The organism is Ancylobacter oerskovii (assembly GCF_018390555.1).
Classification (GTDB): domain Bacteria; phylum Pseudomonadota; class Alphaproteobacteria; order Rhizobiales; family Xanthobacteraceae; genus Ancylobacter; species Ancylobacter oerskovii.
Genome location: NZ_JAHBGB010000015.1, coordinates 62,989 through 80,392, shown reverse-complemented (window position 1 = coordinate 80,392; position 17,404 = coordinate 62,989). Strand labels below are relative to the sequence as shown.

The 17,404-nt window shown below is 70.7% G+C and carries 20 protein-coding genes; 7 read left to right on the top strand and 13 right to left on the bottom strand.

The window, feature by feature from the left end:
- Positions 1-161: 161 nt before the first annotated feature.
- Entirely contained in the window at positions 162-452 is a 291-nt protein-coding gene (locus tag KHC19_RS08595) for a GIY-YIG nuclease family protein (RefSeq protein WP_213351949.1), read from the bottom strand.
- Between the two features lie 196 nt (positions 453-648).
- On the opposite strand from KHC19_RS08595, the gene xseA reads away from it, so the two are divergent.
- Both xseA and KHC19_RS08585 read left to right on the top strand, forming a co-directional pair.
- Positions 649-2,238, top strand: coding sequence for an exodeoxyribonuclease VII large subunit (gene xseA / locus KHC19_RS08590; protein WP_213351948.1), 1,590 nt, complete (start codon positions 649-651; stop codon positions 2,236-2,238).
- Positions 2,239-2,391: 153 nt separating this feature from the next.
- On the top strand, positions 2,392-2,625 hold the full coding sequence (locus KHC19_RS08585; RefSeq protein WP_213351947.1) for a DUF2093 domain-containing protein: 234 nt from the start codon (positions 2,392-2,394) through the stop codon (positions 2,623-2,625).
- Between the two features lie 34 nt (positions 2,626-2,659).
- On the opposite strand, the gene lpxK is transcribed toward KHC19_RS08585, so the two are convergent.
- The 5 genes from lpxK to KHC19_RS08560 are packed head-to-tail and all read right to left on the bottom strand — an operon-like array spanning position 2,660 to position 6,898.
- Positions 2,660-3,670: a tetraacyldisaccharide 4'-kinase gene (gene lpxK / locus KHC19_RS08580; protein ID WP_213351946.1), complete on the bottom strand. Its 1,011-nt coding sequence runs from the start codon at positions 3,668-3,670 to the stop codon at positions 2,660-2,662.
- A gap of 42 nt (positions 3,671-3,712) precedes the next feature.
- Entirely contained in the window at positions 3,713-5,014 is a 1,302-nt protein-coding gene (locus KHC19_RS08575; protein WP_213351945.1) for a 3-deoxy-D-manno-octulosonic acid transferase, read from the bottom strand.
- On the bottom strand, positions 5,007-5,789 hold the full coding sequence (locus KHC19_RS08570) for a lysophospholipid acyltransferase family protein (protein WP_213351944.1): 783 nt from the start codon (positions 5,787-5,789) through the stop codon (positions 5,007-5,009). The genes KHC19_RS08575 and KHC19_RS08570 overlap by 8 nt, the downstream gene beginning before the upstream one ends.
- 17 nt (positions 5,790-5,806) lie before the next feature.
- Positions 5,807-6,067 (bottom strand): DUF4170 domain-containing protein, encoded by a 261-nt coding sequence (locus tag KHC19_RS08565; RefSeq protein WP_213351943.1) that lies wholly within the window; start codon positions 6,065-6,067, stop codon positions 5,807-5,809.
- Positions 6,068-6,085: 18 nt separating this feature from the next.
- Positions 6,086-6,898 (bottom strand): 3'(2'),5'-bisphosphate nucleotidase CysQ, encoded by an 813-nt coding sequence (locus KHC19_RS08560; RefSeq protein WP_213351942.1) that lies wholly within the window; start codon positions 6,896-6,898, stop codon positions 6,086-6,088.
- Positions 6,899-7,156: 258 nt separating this feature from the next.
- Here KHC19_RS08560 and KHC19_RS08555 point away from each other — a divergent pair, with 258 nt between their 5' ends.
- Together KHC19_RS08555 and KHC19_RS08550 are read left to right on the top strand one after the other, a co-directional pair.
- Positions 7,157-7,735 carry a DUF6101 family protein gene (locus KHC19_RS08555; protein ID WP_246548516.1) on the top strand — a complete coding sequence of 193 codons (579 nt, stop codon included), beginning with the start codon at positions 7,157-7,159 and terminating at the stop codon, positions 7,733-7,735.
- A 115-nt stretch (positions 7,736-7,850) separates the two neighbouring features.
- Positions 7,851-8,204, top strand: a complete 354-nt coding sequence (locus tag KHC19_RS08550; protein ID WP_213351940.1) for a hypothetical protein — start codon at positions 7,851-7,853, stop codon at positions 8,202-8,204.
- A gap of 65 nt (positions 8,205-8,269) precedes the next feature.
- Here the strand turns inward: KHC19_RS08550 and KHC19_RS08545 are convergent, their stop codons facing one another.
- The 5 genes from KHC19_RS08545 to KHC19_RS08525 form a co-directional block, all read right to left on the bottom strand.
- The gene (locus KHC19_RS08545) at positions 8,270-8,962 is read right to left on the bottom strand and encodes a YoaK family protein (protein WP_213351939.1); all 693 of its coding nucleotides are present in this window, start codon (positions 8,960-8,962) and stop codon (positions 8,270-8,272) included.
- A 111-nt stretch (positions 8,963-9,073) separates the two neighbouring features.
- Complete coding sequence (locus KHC19_RS08540; RefSeq protein WP_213351938.1) at positions 9,074-9,412, bottom strand: hypothetical protein; 339 nt, start codon at positions 9,410-9,412, stop codon at positions 9,074-9,076.
- 128 nt (positions 9,413-9,540) lie between these two features.
- A complete protein-coding gene (locus KHC19_RS08535) occupies positions 9,541-10,065 on the bottom strand; it encodes a chromate transporter (RefSeq protein ID WP_213351937.1) in 525 nt (174 codons plus the stop codon).
- On the bottom strand, positions 10,062-10,661 hold the full coding sequence (locus KHC19_RS08530; protein WP_213351936.1) for a chromate transporter: 600 nt from the start codon (positions 10,659-10,661) through the stop codon (positions 10,062-10,064). Before KHC19_RS08530 ends, KHC19_RS08535 begins: the two co-directional genes overlap by 4 nt.
- On the bottom strand, positions 10,658-11,497 hold the full coding sequence (locus tag KHC19_RS08525) for a hypothetical protein (RefSeq protein ID WP_213351935.1): 840 nt from the start codon (positions 11,495-11,497) through the stop codon (positions 10,658-10,660). The genes KHC19_RS08530 and KHC19_RS08525 overlap by 4 nt, the downstream gene beginning before the upstream one ends.
- A 229-nt stretch (positions 11,498-11,726) precedes the next feature.
- Here KHC19_RS08525 and tal point away from each other — a divergent pair, with 229 nt between their 5' ends.
- A complete protein-coding gene (gene tal / locus KHC19_RS08520) occupies positions 11,727-12,698 on the top strand; it encodes a transaldolase (RefSeq protein ID WP_213351934.1) in 972 nt (323 codons plus the stop codon).
- A 103-nt stretch (positions 12,699-12,801) separates the two neighbouring features.
- Complete coding sequence (locus KHC19_RS08515; protein WP_213351933.1) at positions 12,802-13,584, top strand: sulfite exporter TauE/SafE family protein; 783 nt, start codon at positions 12,802-12,804, stop codon at positions 13,582-13,584.
- On the opposite strand, the gene KHC19_RS08510 is transcribed toward KHC19_RS08515, so the two are convergent.
- A complete protein-coding gene (locus tag KHC19_RS08510; protein ID WP_213351932.1) occupies positions 13,581-14,750 on the bottom strand; it encodes a M20 aminoacylase family protein in 1,170 nt (389 codons plus the stop codon). The genes KHC19_RS08515 and KHC19_RS08510 overlap by 4 nt on opposite strands.
- Positions 14,751-15,120: 370 nt before the next feature.
- On the opposite strand from KHC19_RS08510, the gene KHC19_RS26340 reads away from it, so the two are divergent.
- Positions 15,121-16,293 (top strand): DUF2778 domain-containing protein, encoded by a 1,173-nt coding sequence (locus KHC19_RS26340; RefSeq protein ID WP_343207678.1) that lies wholly within the window; start codon positions 15,121-15,123, stop codon positions 16,291-16,293.
- A gap of 75 nt (positions 16,294-16,368) precedes the next feature.
- Here the strand turns inward: KHC19_RS26340 and fabG are convergent, their stop codons facing one another.
- Positions 16,369-17,148: a 3-oxoacyl-ACP reductase FabG gene (gene fabG, locus KHC19_RS08500; protein WP_213351930.1), complete on the bottom strand. Its 780-nt coding sequence runs from the start codon at positions 17,146-17,148 to the stop codon at positions 16,369-16,371.
- Positions 17,149-17,404 lie beyond the last annotated feature (256 nt).

Sequence of the window (17,404 nt, the reverse complement as noted above, 5' to 3'; positions counted from 1 at the left end):
CATTCGCGAACGAAGACGCCTGCTCCTGCGGGAAGGCGTGGATGGCCGGGACAAGCCCGGCCATGACGGTGCTTGGGGTGGAAGGGGACATGTCGGACGGGTAGAACGTCATGCCCGGGCTTGTCCCGGGCATCCACGCCTTCAGCCGTGGTCACGTCCTGTCAGCCCAAGATCTCGTCATACAGGTCGCGCCATTGCGGGTTGCCCGCGTGGATCAGCCGGACCTTCCACGCGCGCGGCCAGTGCTTCATGGTCTTCTCGCGCTGGATCGCCGAGGCGATGTCGTCGAACCGTTCGAAATGGACGAGCGTCTTCAGGCCGTAGCGTTTGGTGAACCCATCAGCCAATCCTTCGCGATGCTCCCAGATCCGGCGCACGAGGTCCGACGTCACGCCGACATAGAGCGTGCCGTCGGGCCGGTTAGCGAGGATGTAGACGAAGCCGCCCTTCATGCGTTCGAGCGTGGCAGGCGTGGATGGCCGGGACAAGCCCGGCCATGACGGTGCTCGGGCTGAGAAGGCGGCGCTCCAAAAGACAGAACGTCATGCCCGGACCTGTTCCGGGCATCCACGTCTTTGACCGGGAGCGCCCTCGCCGGCGACGGAGCCGCCGTTTCCGCCCGCCTCCAATTCCGGCTATGACAACGCCATGTCCGCTTCTCCTCCCGAATCGCCGGTCGGCAACGCGCCGGACTGGACGGTCTCCGAGCTCTCCGGCGCCCTGAAGCGCACGGTGGAGGAGGCCTTCGGCCATGTGCGGGTGCGCGGCGAGATCTCCGGCTATCGCGGCCAACACTCCTCCGGCCATGCCTATTTCAGCCTGAAGGACACCAATGCCCGGCTCGACGCCGTGGTGTGGAAGACCAGCTTCTCCCGCCTCAGGCTGAAGCCTGAGGAAGGGCTGGAAGTGGTCGCCATCGGGCGCATCACCACCTTTCCCGGCAAATCCTCCTACCAGATTGTCATCGAGCAGCTGGAATATGCCGGCGCCGGCGCCATCATGGCGATGCTGGAGGAGCGCAAGCGCCGCCTCGCCGCCGAGGGCCTGTTCGCGCCCGAGCGCAAGCGCCGGCCGCCCTTCCTGCCGCGCGTCATCGGCGTCGTCACCTCGCCCACCGGGGCGGTGATCCGCGACATACTGCACCGCCTCTCCGACCGCTTCCCGCGCCGGGTGCTGGTGTGGCCGGTAAGGGTGCAGGGAGATACGTGCGGGCCGGAAGTGGCCGCCGCCATCCGCGGCTTCAACGCGCTGGAACCCGGCGGGGCGATCCCGCGGCCGGACGTGCTGATCGTGGCGCGCGGCGGCGGCTCGCTGGAGGACCTGCTCGGCTTTTCCGACGAGGCGGTGGTGCGGGCGGCGGCCGAGAGCGCCATCCCGCTCATTTCCGCCGTCGGCCACGAGACCGACGTGACGCTGATCGATTTCGCGGCGGATGTGCGCGCCCCGACCCCGACCGCCGCCGCCGAAATGGCGGTGCCGGTGCGCGGCGAGCTGATGGCGGCGATCCAGGCCGGCGGGGCGCGGCTCACCGCGGCCATGGCCCGTGCCAGCGAACGGCGGCGCGCCGATCTGCGCGGGCTGGCGCGGCTGCTGCCCAGCGGGGAGACGCTGCTCGCCGTGCCGCGCCAGCGGCTCGACCTCGCCTCGGGGCGGCTGCCGCGGGCGCTCAAGGCCAATGCGGCGGCCCACCGCCTGCAGCTCACCCGCGCCGAGGGGCGGCTGTCGCCGCACCGGCTGGCCCAGCTGGTGGCCGGGCGCCGCGAGCGCTTCACCCTGGTGGCGGGCCGGCTCGACGCGGCGCTGCGTGCCAATGCCAATGCGCATCGCGAGCGCATCCACCGCGCCCGCGAGCGCTTCGAGGGCTTCCATGCGCGGCTCGACCCGGCGTGGCGGCGCGGGCTGGCGGAGCGGGGGCGGCGGCTCGACGCCATCGGCAAGCTGATGGGCGCATTGTCCTATCGCGGGGTGCTCGCGCGCGGGTTCGCCCTGGTCCGCGACGCCGACGGCCAGCCGCTGCGCAGCGCGGCGGCGATCGCCGGCGGCCAGAGGCTCGACATCGAGTTCGCCGACGGGCATGTGCGCGCGGCAGCCGGCGAGAGCGCGCCGGGCGCCCTGCCGCCCACGACGGCGGGCGGGGCGGCGCCGAAGGGGCCGGCACGCGGGCGGGAGCCGAAGGCGCGGGCCAAGGCGGATGCCTTGCCGAAGTCGCCGGCGCAGCCCACCCTGTTCGACGATTAGCGCCTTCCGCCACGCCGGGCGCCGCGGGGTGGACGCGGCGGCGGTCCTGCGCCAAAAAGCGGGAGTCCGCCTGTTCCGCTCGGTGCTTGCCGGTGCGTGGCGGTGTTGGCTATTGTCGCCCGAAAGGGCGGCCAGACAGGATTTATGACGACGATGAACCGCTTCGAACGGTTTTCCGCATCCGGCGAGGCCGAGCTGCGCTATCTCGACGGCGACTTCCGGGTGGTACGCCCCGGCACCTTCGTGCGCTGCGCCGTGACCGGCGAGCCGATCCCGCTCGACGAGCTGCGCTACTGGAGTGTCGACCTGCAGGAGGCCTATTCCAGCCCGCAGGCGGTGCTGACCCGCCTGCATCCCGGCCGGCTGCGCCCCGGCAAGGACGCCTGAGCGCCGCAACGGACCGCCCGGCGCGAGACCGGGATCAGCGGCCGGGGAACAGGCGGGCGACCAGCCTGTCCAGCACCGCGACGCTTTCCGCCTCCAGCACCAGCTGCACCGGCAGGACGATGCTGGCGCGCAGCAGGTCGCGTCCCTCCGGCGTGGCGGTGAGGCGCACCGCATCCTTTTCCGTCGTCACCGGCAGCAGGTCGTCGGCCGCCGCCCGCTCGACCAGCGCGGCGATGTCGCCGGCGTTGAAGGGATGATGGTCGGCGAAGGCCATGGTCGCCACCGAGGCGACGCCGAGGCCGCGCAGCGTGGCGAAGAATTTTTCCGGCCGGCCGATGCCGGCGAAGGCGAGCACCCGCCGCCCGATCAGCCGCGACATGATGGCGGCGTTGGGCGCCAGCCGCCCGGTGAGCACGGCGAGGCCCGCCGCGTGCGCCATGCGCACCACCTCCGCCGCGGCCTCGCCCTCGCCGATGACCAGCACCGCCTGGGCACGGGCGAGCTGAGGGGCGAGCGGCGCCCGCAGCGGGCCGGCCGGCAGGCACAGCCCGTTGCCGATGCCGACGCCGGCATCGATCACCAGCAGGGAAAGCGCCTTCTCCACCGACGGGTTCTGGAAGCCGTCATCCATCAGCACCACGTCGGCGCCGTCGGCCACCGCCATGCCGAGGCCGGCGGGCCGCTCGCGGGCGACATAGGTCGGCGCGACGCTGGCCAGCAGCAGCGGCTCGTCGCCGACATCGATGGCGCGGTGCCGCACCGGATCGACCTGGATAGGCCCCTCGACGCGCCCGCCATAGCCGCGGGTGAGGATCGAGGGCCGGTGGCCGCGGCGGGCGAGGCGGCGGGCGAGATAGAGCGCGGTCGGGGTCTTGCCGGCGCCGCCGACGGTGGGATTGCCGATGCAGATCACCGGCACGCCGAGGCTGACCCCCGGCTCGCGCATGCGGCGGGCGGCGACGGCGCCGACCAGGGCGCCAAGGGGCGAGAGGAGATGCGCCGCCAGGCTCCGTTCGGGTCGCCACCAGAAGGAGGGAGCGCGCATCGCCTCAGTTCTCGCGCATCGTGGGGAGAGGTGGGTGGCCGATCATGACGGATGCCGCTCCAGCCGGATCTGCACCAGATAGGGATCGATGGCGGCAAGCGTGCGCTCCAGCGCGCCGCCCAGCGTGGCGATGGTGGCCTGCGCCGCGTCCACCATGCGCCGGCGGGCCGGCAGGTCGGTGATGAGCGCCAGCGCATGCGCCGCCAGCGAACCGGCATCGGCGATGGAGGCGGCGCCGCCCGCCGCGTCGAGCCGCTCATAGAGCGCGGCGAAATTGGCGACATGCGGGCCGTGCAGGATGGCGGCGTCGAGCTTGATCGGCTCGATCGGGTTCTGTCCGCCATGGCGGATCAGCGAGCCGCCCAGCAGCGCCACCGGCGCCAGCCGGTAGAACAGGCCGAGCTCGCCGATGGTGTCGGCGACATAGATCTGGGTGCCGCGATCCGGCAGGTAGCCGTCGGAGCGCAGCACCGCCGGGCAGCCGGCCTCGTCGGCGACGCCGATCACCTCGCGGCCGCGCTCGGGATGGCGCGGGGCGATGATGGTGAGCAGCTCCGGCAGGTCGCGGGCGAGGGTGCGATGCGCCTCCACCGCCACCGCTTCCTCGCCCGGATGGGTGGAGGCGGCGACGAGGATGGTCCGGCCGACGGTGGCGGCGCGCAGGGCCTCGAAGGCGGCGAGGTCGACCGGCGGCGGCGGGGCGTCGAATTTGAGGTTGCCGATGGTGTGGACCCGGGCGGCGCCGAGGGCGGCGAGCCGCTCGGCATCCAGCGGGTCCTGCGGCAGGCACAGATCGACATGGGCGAGCAGGGCGGCCGCCGTCCGCGGCAGGCGGCTCCATTGCGCGAAGGAGCGCTCGGACATGCGGGCATTGACCAGCACCAGCGGCACCCGGCGCCGGCCCACCTCGATCAGCAGGTTCGGCCACAGCTCGGATTCGACCAGCAAGGCGAGGTCCGGCCGCCAGTGCTTCAGGAAGCGCCGCATGAACAGCGGCGAATCCAGCGGCACGAACTGGTGCACGATGTCCGGCGGCAGGCGGGCGGCGGCGAGCTTCGCCGAGGTGACGGTGCCGGAGGTGAGCAGCACCCGGAAGCCGAGGCCGCGCAGCCGGTCCATCAGCGGCATGATGGCGATGATCTCGCCGACGCTGGCGCCGTGCAGCCAGACCAGCGGCCCCTTCGGCCGCGGCTGCGAGGCGCGGCCGAAGCGCTCGGCCAGGCGGGCGGGATCCTCCTTGCCGCGCCGGAGCCGGCCGGCGAGCAGCAGCCGCGCGAAGGGCGAGGCCAGCCAGGTCAGGAGGCGGTAGAGATGGATCGGCAGCGTCGCCCGGCGCCTAGGCATTGAGGCGGCCGGGATGGGCGCCGCCGGCGGAGCGATCGGCACCGTTCCCGGCACCGCCGGTCTGCGTGCCGGCGCTGTGGCCGGCGACGGGGGGACGGCCGACCAGCGCCTCGGCACGGGCGGTGATCTCCTCCAGCTGGCGCTGCAATTCGCGGCGGGCGGCTTCCAGCGCCTCGGCATCGGCGTCGGCCGGCACCCGCACCCCGTCGCCCGCCACCACGGCGGCGCGGCCGAAGGGCAGGTGGATGGCCGCCTTGTCCCAGCTCTTCGCCAGGATGCGGTTGGAGGTGGCGATCGCCACCGGATAGATCGGCCGGCCGGAATGCTTGGCGATGGTGACGACGCCGAGGCCGGCGACGCGCGAGATCTTCGGCACGTCGGCGGTCATGGCGACGTTGCAGCCTTCCCGGAGGTTGCGGATCATCTCCATGGTGGCGTTGAGGCCGCCCTTCTCATGGAAGTTGCGCCCCTGCGCGCCGGAGCCGCGCACCGTGCCGATGCCCAGCGCCTCGGCGGCGATGGCGTTCACGTCGGCATCGCGCGAGCGCGAGATCATCACCTTGGCGCGGTGATGCGGCTTCACCAGGAAGGGGGTGAGGAAATGCTGCCCGTGCCAGAAGGTGAGGATCATCGGCAATTGCTGGTCGGCGAGCTCATGCAGGTTCGCCGGCTCCATCACCACCCGGGAGGAGCGCCAGACAAAGCGCAGATAGGAAGCCATCGCACGGCCGAGAAGGGTGCGGATGGCCTGCGAGCGTCGCAGCTTACGCCACATGAGACCGATAGTGTCCGTCAGTTCTTGGCAGCGGCCTTGCCGGCGGTGGCGTCCGGGTCGAGCAGGCGGTGCAGGTGGACGATGAAATAGCGCATCTGGGCGTTGTCGACGGTCTGCTGCGCCTTGGCCTTCCACGCCGCATGGGCGGTGGCGTAGTTGGGGAAGATGCCGACGACGTCGAGCCCGTCGAGATCCTTGAAGGTCACGCCATCGATGCTGTCGAGCTCGCCGCCGAAGACGAGGTGGAGAAGCTGGGGACTCGTCGCGCTGTCAGCCATTGCCATCCAATTCCTATGTCATTCCTCGTCCCGGCGCGCCGCTTCCGTCACCGACGGGTGCAGCCCGGTGCCGGCGGACACCAGAGCGCCGTGCCGAGGCACGGGAGCGTTGTAGATCAGCTGGAGGCCGTCGAGGTCGGTCAGCCGGCCTCCTGCTTCGTGCACCAAAAGGTCGGCGGCGGCAAGGTCCCAGTCGTTGCCGTTCGGCCCGGCGATGGCGACGTCGAGCTCGCCGGTCGCCACCCGGGCGATGCGCAGCGCGAGCGAGCGGATCCGCGGCACCCGGGCGAGCGTGCCGAGCCGGTCGACCCGCGCCAGCCACTGGGCCGGGCCGTCGGCGCGGGCGCCGGCGACGGCCTGCGCCCGCGAGGCGCGGATCGGCGCGCCGTTGCGGGTGGCGCCTCGCCCGGCCGCCGCCAGGAACAGCTCCTGCGTCACCGGGGCGAACAGGGCGCCGGCGACCGGCCTTCCGTCTTCCACCAGCGCCGCCGCCACCGCCCAGTCCGGTCCGCCGGCCATGAAGGCGCGGGTGCCGTCGATGGGGTCGACGATCCATACCCGCCGGCGCTCGAGGCGGGCGGGCATGTCGGCGGTCTCCTCCGACAGCCAGCCATAATCCGGGGCGAGGGCGCCGAGCTTCTCCCTCAGGAGCGTGTCGACGGCGATGTCGGCATCGGTGACCGGGGAATCATTGTGCTTCGACCAGGAGGTGATGCCGCGGGCGAACATGTCGCGCGCCACCCCGCCCGCTTCCACCACGACGGCGGCGAGCTGCTCGGCGACCGTGCCGGCATCGGCGGGCGCGGGCGTGTTTCGCGGGGACAGATCCATCCCAGCGACTTAGGCGCAGCACGCGCCCGACGCAAGCGGGACGGTGCCCGGCCGAGGCGCGACGCATGCGCGCCGGCAAGGCGCCGTCGTGCGCCCCGGCAAGGTTTCGTCAAGCATGGAAGCGGAACCGGGGGCGCGAAGAAACGGTCAACCATGTCCCTTAAGCCGGATAGGGCAGGGGCGGGACTAAGGTGGCCTCACGACCGGGACAGCAAAGTCGAAAAACCGGCGGGGAGAACCATGAGGCGTCACTGCGCAATGGAGGCCTGGCCTCCGGTTTCAACCTACGAGTACGTTTCGCTGGCGCGGCCGATCGGCACCGCCGGCTGGCCGGTGGTGTTCGAGGCGCCGGACCCTGGCGCCGACGGCGGCTGCCGGCGCGTCGAGCTCCACCCCGAGCATCTGGTGCTGCATCGCCGGCTCGGCGGCCTGCCGCTGCGGGCGGCGATCGACTATTCGCGCTTTCGCGGCCTCGCCATCGCCCTGCTCGATCCGCAGGGCGAGGACGACAGCGTCGCGGTGGTGCTGGTGCACGAGGATGCCGAGCTGTCGGTGACGCTCTACAGCGCGCCGCATGTCGACGACGTGGTCGCCGAATGGCGGTTCTGGAGCGGCCTGCTCGGCCTGCCGATGCTGATCACCGACGCGGCCGGCACGCTCGCCGCCGCCTATCCGACCCTCGGGCGTCTGGTGATCGGTGGCATGCAGCCGCGCCGGCGCCGGCGCAGCGTGCTGCGGCACCGCCGGCCGGCGATGTTCCGCCGCCGCGCCGCCGGCTGCACGCCCGCGGCCTTGCCGGTGCATCGCGGCGAGCGCGAGCTGATCGCCCGCGACTGAGCGGACCGGAAGCCGGCCGCCGCCGCGGCTTGCCTCTCGAAACCTCGCCGGGGACTTTGCTAGAGTGCCGCCGGCAGGCCGATTCCGTTCGCGGGCCCGCCGAGGGAAGGATGTCATGAGCCTGAAAGCCGCCGCCCCGTTCGCTGTCGCCCTGCTGCTGGCATCGGCTCCGGCCGCGCTGGCGGGTCCCTGCACGGCCGACATCGTCGCCACGCAGGAGGCGCTCGACCGGCTGCTCGCCGACCTCGCCGCCACCGGCCCCACCGCGCCGGAGAGCGAGGATGCGACGCTGAGCCACGACCCCTCGCCCGGCGGCATCGCGCAGGCCGAGGGGGAACTCGGCGAGGGCCTCGCGCCCGAAAAGGCGCAGGCGGAACTCGACAAGGCCCGCGCCGCCGACGAGCGCGAGGATGCCGAGGGCTGCCGCCAGGCGCTCGCCAAGGCCCGCGACGCCATCGGGGTGGAATAGGCGCCTCGACGGGCCGCGTGCCTATGGCGGGAGACCGCTTCCGCCTCCCGTCCGATGCGTGACGGCTAGTCGCCGCCGAATTCGGCCAATGCCGGCCCGAGGTGCCGGCTGAAGATGAAGGCCAGCACCGCCAGCGCGGTCAGCAACAGCCCGGCGATGATCAGCGCCGGCGTCATTCCCAGGGTGACGGGCATCAGCGCCCCGGTCAGCGCCCCGCCGACGAAGGCCAACCAGGACAGGGCATAGCTCGCCGCTTCCGCCATCGAGCCCCGGCCGGTGAGGCGGCGCGCCATCGCCCGGCCGAGGCCGAACAGCGCGCCGGTGACGAAGCTCTTGCCGACATCGGCGCCGGCGATGATCTGGTGCACGGCGTTCTGCATGCCCATGGCGACGGCGACCGGCAGCAGGGCGGCAAAGCCGGCATCGTGCCGGGTCAGCCCGGCGGCGAGCGCGAACAGGCCCACTTCGCCGGCGAGGATCAGCACCAGTTTCCAGCGCCCGGCGGCCTCGGCGATCAGCGTGCCGACCAGCGCGCCGGCGACGAAGCTGCCGATGACGGCGGCGGCATGCAGCGCGGCGGCGTGTTCGCCGGCGGCGAGGCTGATGCCGAGGCGGGTGGAATTGCCGCTCATGAAGGAGAGGAACAGGCCGCCGAGATGGGCATAGCCCACCCCGTTCACGAAACCGGCGATGAGGGTGGCGAAAGTGGCGAAGATGAGCGGGCGCAACGCGATACCAGTCGTCGGATCGGAGGTCATGAAGGCCCGGCGGGCGGGAGGGAGGCCCGCGGGAAGCTGCCGCGCCCGGAGGCCGCGCGCGGCAGGGTCGGAAGCTCGGCAGCATCCGGGGGCTGCCGAGCTCCGCGGATCTCAGGGGCAGACATGCGCCCAGCCGCCACCCCAGGTGCGGCGCCAGTAGCAGGCCGGCCGCACCGGCGGCCCCCAGGCGCGCGCATAGGGCGGCACATACCAGTAGGCGGGATAGTTCGGCCGCCAGACGCAGCGCCAAGGACCGCAGACCCAGCGCACCGGCTCGACGCCGGGCAGCGTCGTGGCGGTCGTGGAGGCGGCGGCGAGGGACGGCATGGCGACGCCGGCTTCGGCCGGGGTGCCGAGGCCGAAGGTGACGGCGAGGGCGGCGGCGCCGAGGAGCGGGGCCGCGAGGCGACGTAGAGGCTGGGCAAGGCCGAAGGCGGGCAGACCGGGCATGGAAAGTCTCCCTGAAGGTTCGACAACCCCGGCATGATAGCACCGTGCCGGCGCCGCTGTAGCCCCAACCCACGCCGGCGCGGCATTTGCGGTGCCGGACATCGCCTTGCGGGGCGTCGGGGGCCCTCTCAGCCCAGCGCGACGAGCCCGACGAGGCCGCCGGCGAGCACCAGCAGGGCCGGGTTGACCCGCTTGACGAAATAGACCCCGAGGAACACCGCGATGGCGATGGCGACGGTCATCGTCCCCTCTATGGCGGTGCGGGCGATGGAGATGGCGCCGGCCGCCATCAGCCCCACCACCAGCGGCGCCATGCCCCGCTGCAGCGCGGCGCGCCAGGGCGAGCCCTCGAAATGGTCCCACAGCCGCGAGGCGCCGAGCGAGATCGCCCCCGCCGGCAGGAAGAAGCCGAGATAGGCGAGGAGGGCGCCGAGGAAGCCGGTGACGTGATAGCCGATCACCATCACCATCAGCATGTTCGGCCCCGGCACCACCTGGCCGAGGCCGTAAATGTCGCGGAACTGGTCCTCGGTGAGCCAGTGATGGCTGTCGATCACCAGCGCCTTGGTTTCCGGCAGCACCGCGGCGCCGCCGCCGACCGCCAGGATCGACAGCAGCGAGAACACGCCGAGCACCGAGAGATTCTCGTTCATGTCGGCTCGCCTTCCACCGCCTCGCCCTTGCGCGGGCGATAGATGAGCACCGCCGCCGGACCGACGGTGAGGATCACCCAGACCAGCGAGACGTGCAGGAAGCTCACCAGCCCCACGGTGACGAGGATGATGGCGACGTCGATCAGCGAGCCGAGCTGCTTGCGGCCGATCTGCAGCGTCACCGCCGCCAGCATGCCGACCGCCGCCGCGCCGACCCCGACCAGCGCGGCGTTGACGTAGGGGTTGTCGGCGTTCGCCGCATAGGCGACGCCGAGCACCATGATCAGCGTGGCGCCGGGCAGGGTGATGCCGAGAAAGGCGATGATGGCGCCGAGGATGCCGCGCAGCCGGTCGCCGACGATGATCGCCATGTTGGTGGCGTTGAGGCCCGGCAGCGCCTGGGCGATCTCCAGCGCCGACAGGAAGCGCTCCTCGTCGAGCCAGCCCTTCTGCAGCACCAGCGCGTTGCGCAGATAGGCGACCACCCCGCCGCCGAAGCTGGTCGCCCCGATGACGAGGAAGGTGAGGAAGATCTCGCCGAGCCCCACCGGGCCGCCGGGCGGGGGGGCAGGCGTCGCGGCCGCCGGATCGCTCATTCGCGGCCGGCCACGGCGAGCTTGCCGAAATTATAGACCAGCGCGGTCTTAGTGGCGCCGAGATAGACCCATTCCGGCATCTGCTGCTGCACGTCGAGGAAGAAGGCTTCCGAGCGCGTCTTGGCCTTGGCGTGCAGTTCGTCATAGCGGTCGAACTTGGCCTGGAAGGCGAATTCGCCGACGATGGAGCTCTCGGTCGGCCGGTCGCGCCATACCGCGATCGTCGCCTTGGCGACGAGGCCGTGGCCGAAATCGAACGCGCCGACATTCACCTGCACTTCTTCCACCGGCAGGTTGTTGACCAGCGACACCGGCGTGCCGGCCTGGGCGGGGCACAGTTCCGACAGCACCGGAAACACCGAGGCGATGCGCTCCAGCCCGGCATCGAGCACGAGGCCCGCCGAGCGCAGCACGCAATTATGCGAATAGAGGCTGCGCATGCCGCCGAGCTTTTCCTTCAGCGGCAGCAACTCCTCCTTGAACTTGATGTCGGCGGCGCCCTGAAGATGCGGGGTGACGTCGATCTGCGCCGCCTCGTGGAAGTCGGGATGGCGGAACTTGAAGGTGAGCTCGTGCTCGTTCTCGGGCCAGCCATCGGTGTAGAAGGTGCGCTTGCGCAGGATGAAGGCGTTCCGGTACAGGTCGTAGTCGGGCGTGTCGTAGAACAGCACCTCGCGCACCTGGCGCTTGAAGCCGTCCTTGTTCGTGATGACGCCGACCTTGTGCTCGGAGGCGATCTGCGTAGCCTTGCGCCAGAACACCTCGAACTGGCGCGGATCGAAGAACCGCTCGGGACGCAGCAGGATCTTGTATTCGCGGTAGTGGATATCGTCCATGAGCGACCTCGGGGAGCCACGGCTGGCGGCAGCATGATTCTTCAGCATTTACGCCTGCCCGGCGCGGCTCACAAGAGCGCGATGGCGACCCTGCCGGCCGATGCAATCCGCGGCCGGAGCATCTTGAAGCGGCAGGGTAAATTGTGGTCCAAGGGTCGTAACCTTGTGATCGCGGTCCCATATGACATGAGCCGACGCGGCGAGCGGCGCCGCAGGAAGAGAGATCGACATGCCCTCCAAGCTCGAACAGCTGCGCGCCATGACCGTCGTCGTCGCCGATACCGGTGACATCGAGGCGGTACGACGCCTCAAGCCGCAGGATTGCACCACCAACCCGACGCTGCTGCTCAAGGCGGCCGAAACCCCGGCCTATGCCTCGCTGGTCGACGAGGCGATCGCCTGGGGCGCCAAGCAGGGCGGCGATCATGACGCGGTGGTGAAGGCGACCTGCGACCGTCTCGCGATCAATTTCGGCGCCGAGCTCGCCGGCATCGTGCCGGGCCGCGTGTCCACCGAGGTCGATGCCGACCTCTCCTTCGATACCGAGGCGACGCTCGCCAAAGCGCGGGCCTTCATCAAGGCCTATGAGGCGCGCGGCATCGGCCGCGAGCGCATCCTCATCAAGATCGCCTCCACCTGGGAGGGCATCCGCGCGGCGGAAGTGCTGCAGAAGGAAGGCATCGACTGCAATTTGACGCTGCTCTTCGCGCTGCCGCAGGCGGTGGCCTGCGCCGAGGCCGGCGTGTTCCTGATCTCGCCCTTCGTCGGGCGCATCCTCGACTGGCACGTCAAGGCCGGCGAGGGTCCGTTCACCGCCGAGACCGATCCCGGCGTGGTCTCGGTGCGCAACATCTACGCCTATTACAAGGCCCAGGGCATCAAGACCGTGGTGATGGGCGCCTCCTTCCGCAACACCGGCGAGATCGAGGCGCTGGCGGGCTGCGACCGCCTGACCATCGGCCCGGCGCTGCTCGACCAGCTGGAGGCGGACCAGGGCACGCTCGTGCGCCGGCTCGATCCGGCCCAGGCGACCGAGGCGTCGGCGCGGATCACGCTCGACGAGAAGGCGTTCCGCTTCGCCATGAACGAGGACCCCATGGCGACCGAGAAGCTCTCCGAGGGCATCCGTCAGTTCGTCAAGGACCTGAACAGCCTGCGCGCCAAGGTCGGGGCGCGGCTGAAGAGCGCCGTGGCGGCCTGAGCGGCGCAGCGGCTTCGTTCTCTTCCCACCCTCTTCCCACCAGGGCGGGTGACGGCGGCAGCGCCGTCGCCCGCCGTCGTTCTTTTCCGAGGTAATCTCCATCATGCTCGATCCGTCGCAGATCGGGTTCGCGCTGGCCGCTTGCCTGGCGGCGATGGCGGTCGGGCTGTCCAAGGGCGGGCTGCCGATGATCGGCCTGCTCGCGGTGCCGATCATGTCGCTGGTGATGTCGCCGCTCACCGCCGCCGGCCTGCTGCTGCCGGTCTATGTCGTCAGCGACATGTTCGGCGTCTGGAACTACCGGCGGGAATATTCCGGCCGCAACCTCGCCATCCTGATGCCGGCCGGCGCGCTGGGGGTGGGCATCGGCTGGGCGACCGCCTCGGTGATCAGCGAGGAAGCGGTGATGCTGATGGTCGGGCTGATCGGGCTCGCCTTCTGCCTGAACCGCTGGTTCGGCCGCCTGCCGACGCAGCCGCGGCCCGCCGACGTGCCGCGCGGGCTGTTCTGGGGCACGCTGACCGGCTTCACCAGCTTCGTCACCCATGCCGGCGCGCCGCCCTACCAGACCTACATGCTGCCGCAGCGCCTGCCGAAGATGGTGTTCGCGGGCACCTCGACGCTGCTCTTCGCGGCGATCAACGCCATGAAGCTGGTGCCCTACTGGGCGCTGGGGCAGCTGAGCCTCTCCAACCTCACCCTGACGCTGGCGATCACCCCGGTGGCGGTGGCGGGCACCTTCGCCGGGGTGAAGCTGACGCGCATCATCCCGGAGAAGCTGTTCTTCCGCCTGGTGATCGGGGCGCTGTTCCTGCTGTCGCTGAAGCTGGTGATGGACGGGGTGGTGCACTATGCCCGCGCGGCGGCGGCCGCCGGCGGCTTCTAGCGCGGCGCCAGCAGCCGCTGCACGAGGTTCACCCAGTAGGAGGCCCCGACCGGCAGCAGCGCATCGTTGAAGTCGTAATGGGCGTTGTGCAGGTTCGGCCCCGGCCCGCTGGCCAGGCAGATATAGGCGCCCGGCACCGCCTCCAGCATGTAGGCGAAGTCCTCCGCCGCCATGATCGGCGGGAAATCGGTGATGACGCTCGCCTCGCCGCTGGTGGCGCGGGCGGCGGCGAAGGCCTCGTCGAGCTCGGCGGGGTGATTGACCATCGCCGGGTAGCGGCGCTGGTAGTCGACGGTGATCGCGGTGCCCGTCGCCGCGCCGATGCCGGCGCAGATTTCCCTGAACCGCGCCTCGACGAGATCGCGCACCTCGGCGGTGAAGGTGCGGCAGGTGCCGCGCAGCACCACCTCCTCGGGGATGACGTTCCAGGTATCGCCGCCATGGATCTGGGTGACGGTGAGCACCGCCGCCTCGGCCGGATCGACGTTGCGCGAGACGATGGACTGCAGCGCGGCGACCAGCTGGCTGGCCGCCAGCACCGGATCGACGCCGCGATGCGGCATGGCGGCATGGGCGCTGCGCCCGCCGATTCGCACCTCGAAGATGTCGAAGGCGGCGAACATCGGCCCCGGCCGGCCGAGAAAGGTGCCGAACGGCGCGTTCGGCCAGTTGTGCAGCCCGTATACCCCCTGCACCGGGAAGCGCTCGAACAGCCCTTCCTCAACCATCACCTTGCCGCCGCCCTCGTTCTCTTCCGCCGGCTGGAAGATGAAGTGCACCGTGCCGGCGAAATCGGGATGGGCGGCGAGATGCTGGGCGGCGCCCAGCAGCATGGTCATGTGCCCGTCATGGCCGCAGGCGTGCATCTTGCCGGGACGGGTGGAGCGCCAGGGCAGATTGGTGGCCTCGGCGATGTCGAGGGCGTCGATATCCGCGCGCAGGCCGATGGCGGGACCCGCGCCGCGGCGGCCCTCCAGCGTCGCGACCAGGCCGGTGCCGGCGAGGCCGCGATGCACCGGCAGGCCGAAGCCCTCCAATCTGGCGGCGAGGTAGTCGCTGGTGCGATGCTCCTCGAAGGCCGTCTCGGGGAAGCTGTGCAGCTCGCGCCGCCAGGCGGTCAGCTCGTCGAGGCGGGCGGCCAGGGCCGGAAGGATGCCGTCGGTCATGCGTGTGATTCCCTGTTGGTCGTCGGCGGCTGCCGGCCGATCGCCCCGCAGCCACGGCTTATCGCACGGAGGCGGGGCAAGGACGAGGGTGGAGCCGGCCCGTGCCCGGCGCCGCGCGGTATTGCGCTGCGGCATGGAGAGGCCGGAAAACCCGTTCCTGCGTTTCGCGTTTGCATTGCACGCGGATATCAATAAATTGCTTACCAAGTTTCGCTATGGATACGCGCTCAGTAAGCCTGCCTCGTCAGAAGGCGGGAGCGTGATCGACCGATGCGGCGACCTCCTTCGCAACGCATCGGCGGTGTGAATGTGGGTTTGGGGAGTTATGAGCAGAAGAGCTCGCACCCGTGGCTTTGGTACGCGCGCGCCGGTGGCGCCCAAGCCTGTCCGTCCCCGCTGGCATCTCGTCACCGCGCTGATCATCGGCGCGGGAGGTGCGGCTGCGACCGCCGCGGTTTCCTTCGGTGCCGCCTGGGTGCCGTCATCGACTTCCTCCGAATTGCGCGTGACCGAGGCGAGCGCCATTGCCGGCCTGTCGGGAATCGGCCGGATGCCGGTCGACCTGCCGCCGCCCATGCCGGAGGACACGCCTTTCGAGATGGCGCCGCCGCCGATGAAGATGGAGGCGAGCGTCCGGGAAATCCGCAATTTCCAGTCGTCGGGCCTCGTGGCGCTGGCGCCGAACTGGATCTTCGGTCCCGACGTGCAGATGCCGCCGCGCGCCGCGCCCGGCCCGACCGTGGCGAGCGCACCGGCCATCTCCGACCTCGCCGGTACCGCGGCGCCGAAGGGCGCGGTGGTGGCGATGACGCATGCGGTGCCGCTGCCGCCCTCCGATCCGCGTGGCGCCGCCCGCAGCCAGACCGCCGCGAGGCCGGCGGCCGAGGCCCCGGACGCGCTCGCGGCCGGCGATCTCGCCGCGCAGACGCCGCTGCCCGACAAGAACCCGCTGGCCCGCAAGGTGCGCCTTGCCGCCTTGTCGACCGGCGAGGGCGAGCTGGATCTGGGGCCGACCGTGGCGCCCCAGGCGGCGCCGGAAGAGGCGTCGGGCATCCCGATGTCCAGTGCCGAGGTGCGCCTGCCCAAGCCCGGCGACCGCTTCGCCGTCTACGACATCGTCGGCCAGGTGGTCTACATGCCGGACGGCACCAAGTTCGAGGCGCATTCCGGCTATGGCGACAAGTTCGACGATCCGCGCCACGTCGCGGTGAAGATGCGCGGCCCGACGCCGCCGAACACCTATCGGCTGACCATGCGCGAATCGCTGTTCCACGGCGTCGAGGCGCTGCGGATGACGCCGATCGGCAAGGAGCCGATGTATGGCCGCAACGGCATCCTGACCCACAGCTATCTGCTGGGCGCGCGCGGGGATTCCAACGGCTGCATTTCCTTCAAGGACTACAATTCCTTCCTCGCCCATTGGAAGAAGGGCAAGGTCGACCACATGGTGGTGGTCGCCCGCCTGCCGGACGACATCCGGCCCAAGAAGGGCGTCGGCTCCATGTTCGCCTGGCTGAAGCCGAAGGGCTCGCCTTCGGAATAAGCGGCCGGCGTGAAGGCAACGAGATGAGGGGTATCGCCGTGGCGGTGCCCTTTTTCGTTGGTGCGCCGCCGCGGCTCAGGCGGTGCCCATCTCCTCGAGCGCCATCGGCGATTCCGGCAGGATCTGCCCGCCATCGATGGAAAGGCCCTGGCCGGTGATGTAGCCGGCTTCCTCGGAGGCGAAGAACAGCGCCGCATTGGCGATGTCGAACACGCTGCCGAGCTTCTTCATCGGCACGCAGGCGGCGGTGGAGGCGATATAGGCTTCGCCCATGCCGTCCATGCCCTCGGTGTGGATGTTGCCGGGCATCACCGCGTTGACGGTGATGTTCCACGGCGCCAGCTCGATCGCCGCCGTGCGCATGAAGCCGAGCTGGCCGGCCTTGGAGGCGCCATAGTGCGACCAGCCGGGAAAGCCGGTGATCGGTCCGGTGATCGATGAGGTCAGCACGATGCGGCCCTGCTTCTGCGCCTTCATCTGCGGCAGCACCGCCGAGACCGACAGGAAGGTGCCCTTGAGGTTGGTGCCGATCACATGGTCGAAATCCGCCTCGGTCATCTCGCCGAGCCTGGCGGCGGGGAAGATGCCGGCATTGGCGCAGAGCACGTCGATGGAGCCGTAGCGGGCCACCGCCGTCGCCGCCATGGCGTCGCAGTCCTCGACGCGGGTGACGTCGGCGGCGAAGCCCGACGCGTGGGGCCCGATTTCGGCGGCGACCTTCTCGGCCTCGGCGAGCGTGCGGCTGACCACCAGCACATTGAGGCCGGCCTGTCCGAAGCGCAGCGCGATGCCGCGCCCGATTCCCTTGCTGGCGCCGGTGACGATGACCGTCTTGCCTGCGAGCGGCGTGAACATGTGTCGAGGATTCCCTTGGAAAATTCGTTGTTTGTCAGCTGGTTGCAGGAAGGCTGCCGCTCTCGGTGCCGATGCTGCCGAAACTCTAGGCTGCCTTTCTTTTCAGCAGGGTGCGCTGCAAAATTGGTGTTGTAAAGCCCAAAACGGAATGTTTAGCATCGCACAAACTCCAACATCAGAACCACATCGCCGGGTTCCGATGGAGCGTTGCATGCGCGGCCGGACGAGGTGCGCGCCACCATAAGAGGGGACTTCG

Coding starts and splice junctions, on each gene's coding strand:
- KHC19_RS08595 (WP_213351949.1), bottom strand. CDS start 452: ATGAAGGGCGGCTTCGTCTACATCCTCGCTAACCGGCCCGACGGCACG.
- xseA (WP_213351948.1), top strand. CDS start 649: ATGTCCGCTTCTCCTCCCGAATCGCCGGTCGGCAACGCGCCGGACTGG.
- KHC19_RS08585 (WP_213351947.1), top strand. CDS start 2,392: ATGAACCGCTTCGAACGGTTTTCCGCATCCGGCGAGGCCGAGCTGCGC.
- lpxK (WP_213351946.1), bottom strand. CDS start 3,670: ATGCGCGCTCCCTCCTTCTGGTGGCGACCCGAACGGAGCCTGGCGGCG.
- KHC19_RS08575 (WP_213351945.1), bottom strand. CDS start 5,014: ATGCCTAGGCGCCGGGCGACGCTGCCGATCCATCTCTACCGCCTCCTG.
- KHC19_RS08570 (WP_213351944.1), bottom strand. CDS start 5,789: ATGTGGCGTAAGCTGCGACGCTCGCAGGCCATCCGCACCCTTCTCGGC.
- KHC19_RS08565 (WP_213351943.1), bottom strand. CDS start 6,067: ATGGCTGACAGCGCGACGAGTCCCCAGCTTCTCCACCTCGTCTTCGGC.
- KHC19_RS08560 (WP_213351942.1), bottom strand. CDS start 6,898: ATGGATCTGTCCCCGCGAAACACGCCCGCGCCCGCCGATGCCGGCACG.
- KHC19_RS08555 (WP_246548516.1), top strand. CDS start 7,157: ATGGAGGCCTGGCCTCCGGTTTCAACCTACGAGTACGTTTCGCTGGCG.
- KHC19_RS08550 (WP_213351940.1), top strand. CDS start 7,851: ATGAGCCTGAAAGCCGCCGCCCCGTTCGCTGTCGCCCTGCTGCTGGCA.
- KHC19_RS08545 (WP_213351939.1), bottom strand. CDS start 8,962: ATGACCTCCGATCCGACGACTGGTATCGCGTTGCGCCCGCTCATCTTC.
- KHC19_RS08540 (WP_213351938.1), bottom strand. CDS start 9,412: ATGCCCGGTCTGCCCGCCTTCGGCCTTGCCCAGCCTCTACGTCGCCTC.
- KHC19_RS08535 (WP_213351937.1), bottom strand. CDS start 10,065: ATGAACGAGAATCTCTCGGTGCTCGGCGTGTTCTCGCTGCTGTCGATC.
- KHC19_RS08530 (WP_213351936.1), bottom strand. CDS start 10,661: ATGAGCGATCCGGCGGCCGCGACGCCTGCCCCCCCGCCCGGCGGCCCG.
- KHC19_RS08525 (WP_213351935.1), bottom strand. CDS start 11,497: ATGGACGATATCCACTACCGCGAATACAAGATCCTGCTGCGTCCCGAG.
- tal (WP_213351934.1), top strand. CDS start 11,727: ATGCCCTCCAAGCTCGAACAGCTGCGCGCCATGACCGTCGTCGTCGCC.
- KHC19_RS08515 (WP_213351933.1), top strand. CDS start 12,802: ATGCTCGATCCGTCGCAGATCGGGTTCGCGCTGGCCGCTTGCCTGGCG.
- KHC19_RS08510 (WP_213351932.1), bottom strand. CDS start 14,750: ATGACCGACGGCATCCTTCCGGCCCTGGCCGCCCGCCTCGACGAGCTG.
- fabG (WP_213351930.1), bottom strand. CDS start 17,148: ATGTTCACGCCGCTCGCAGGCAAGACGGTCATCGTCACCGGCGCCAGC.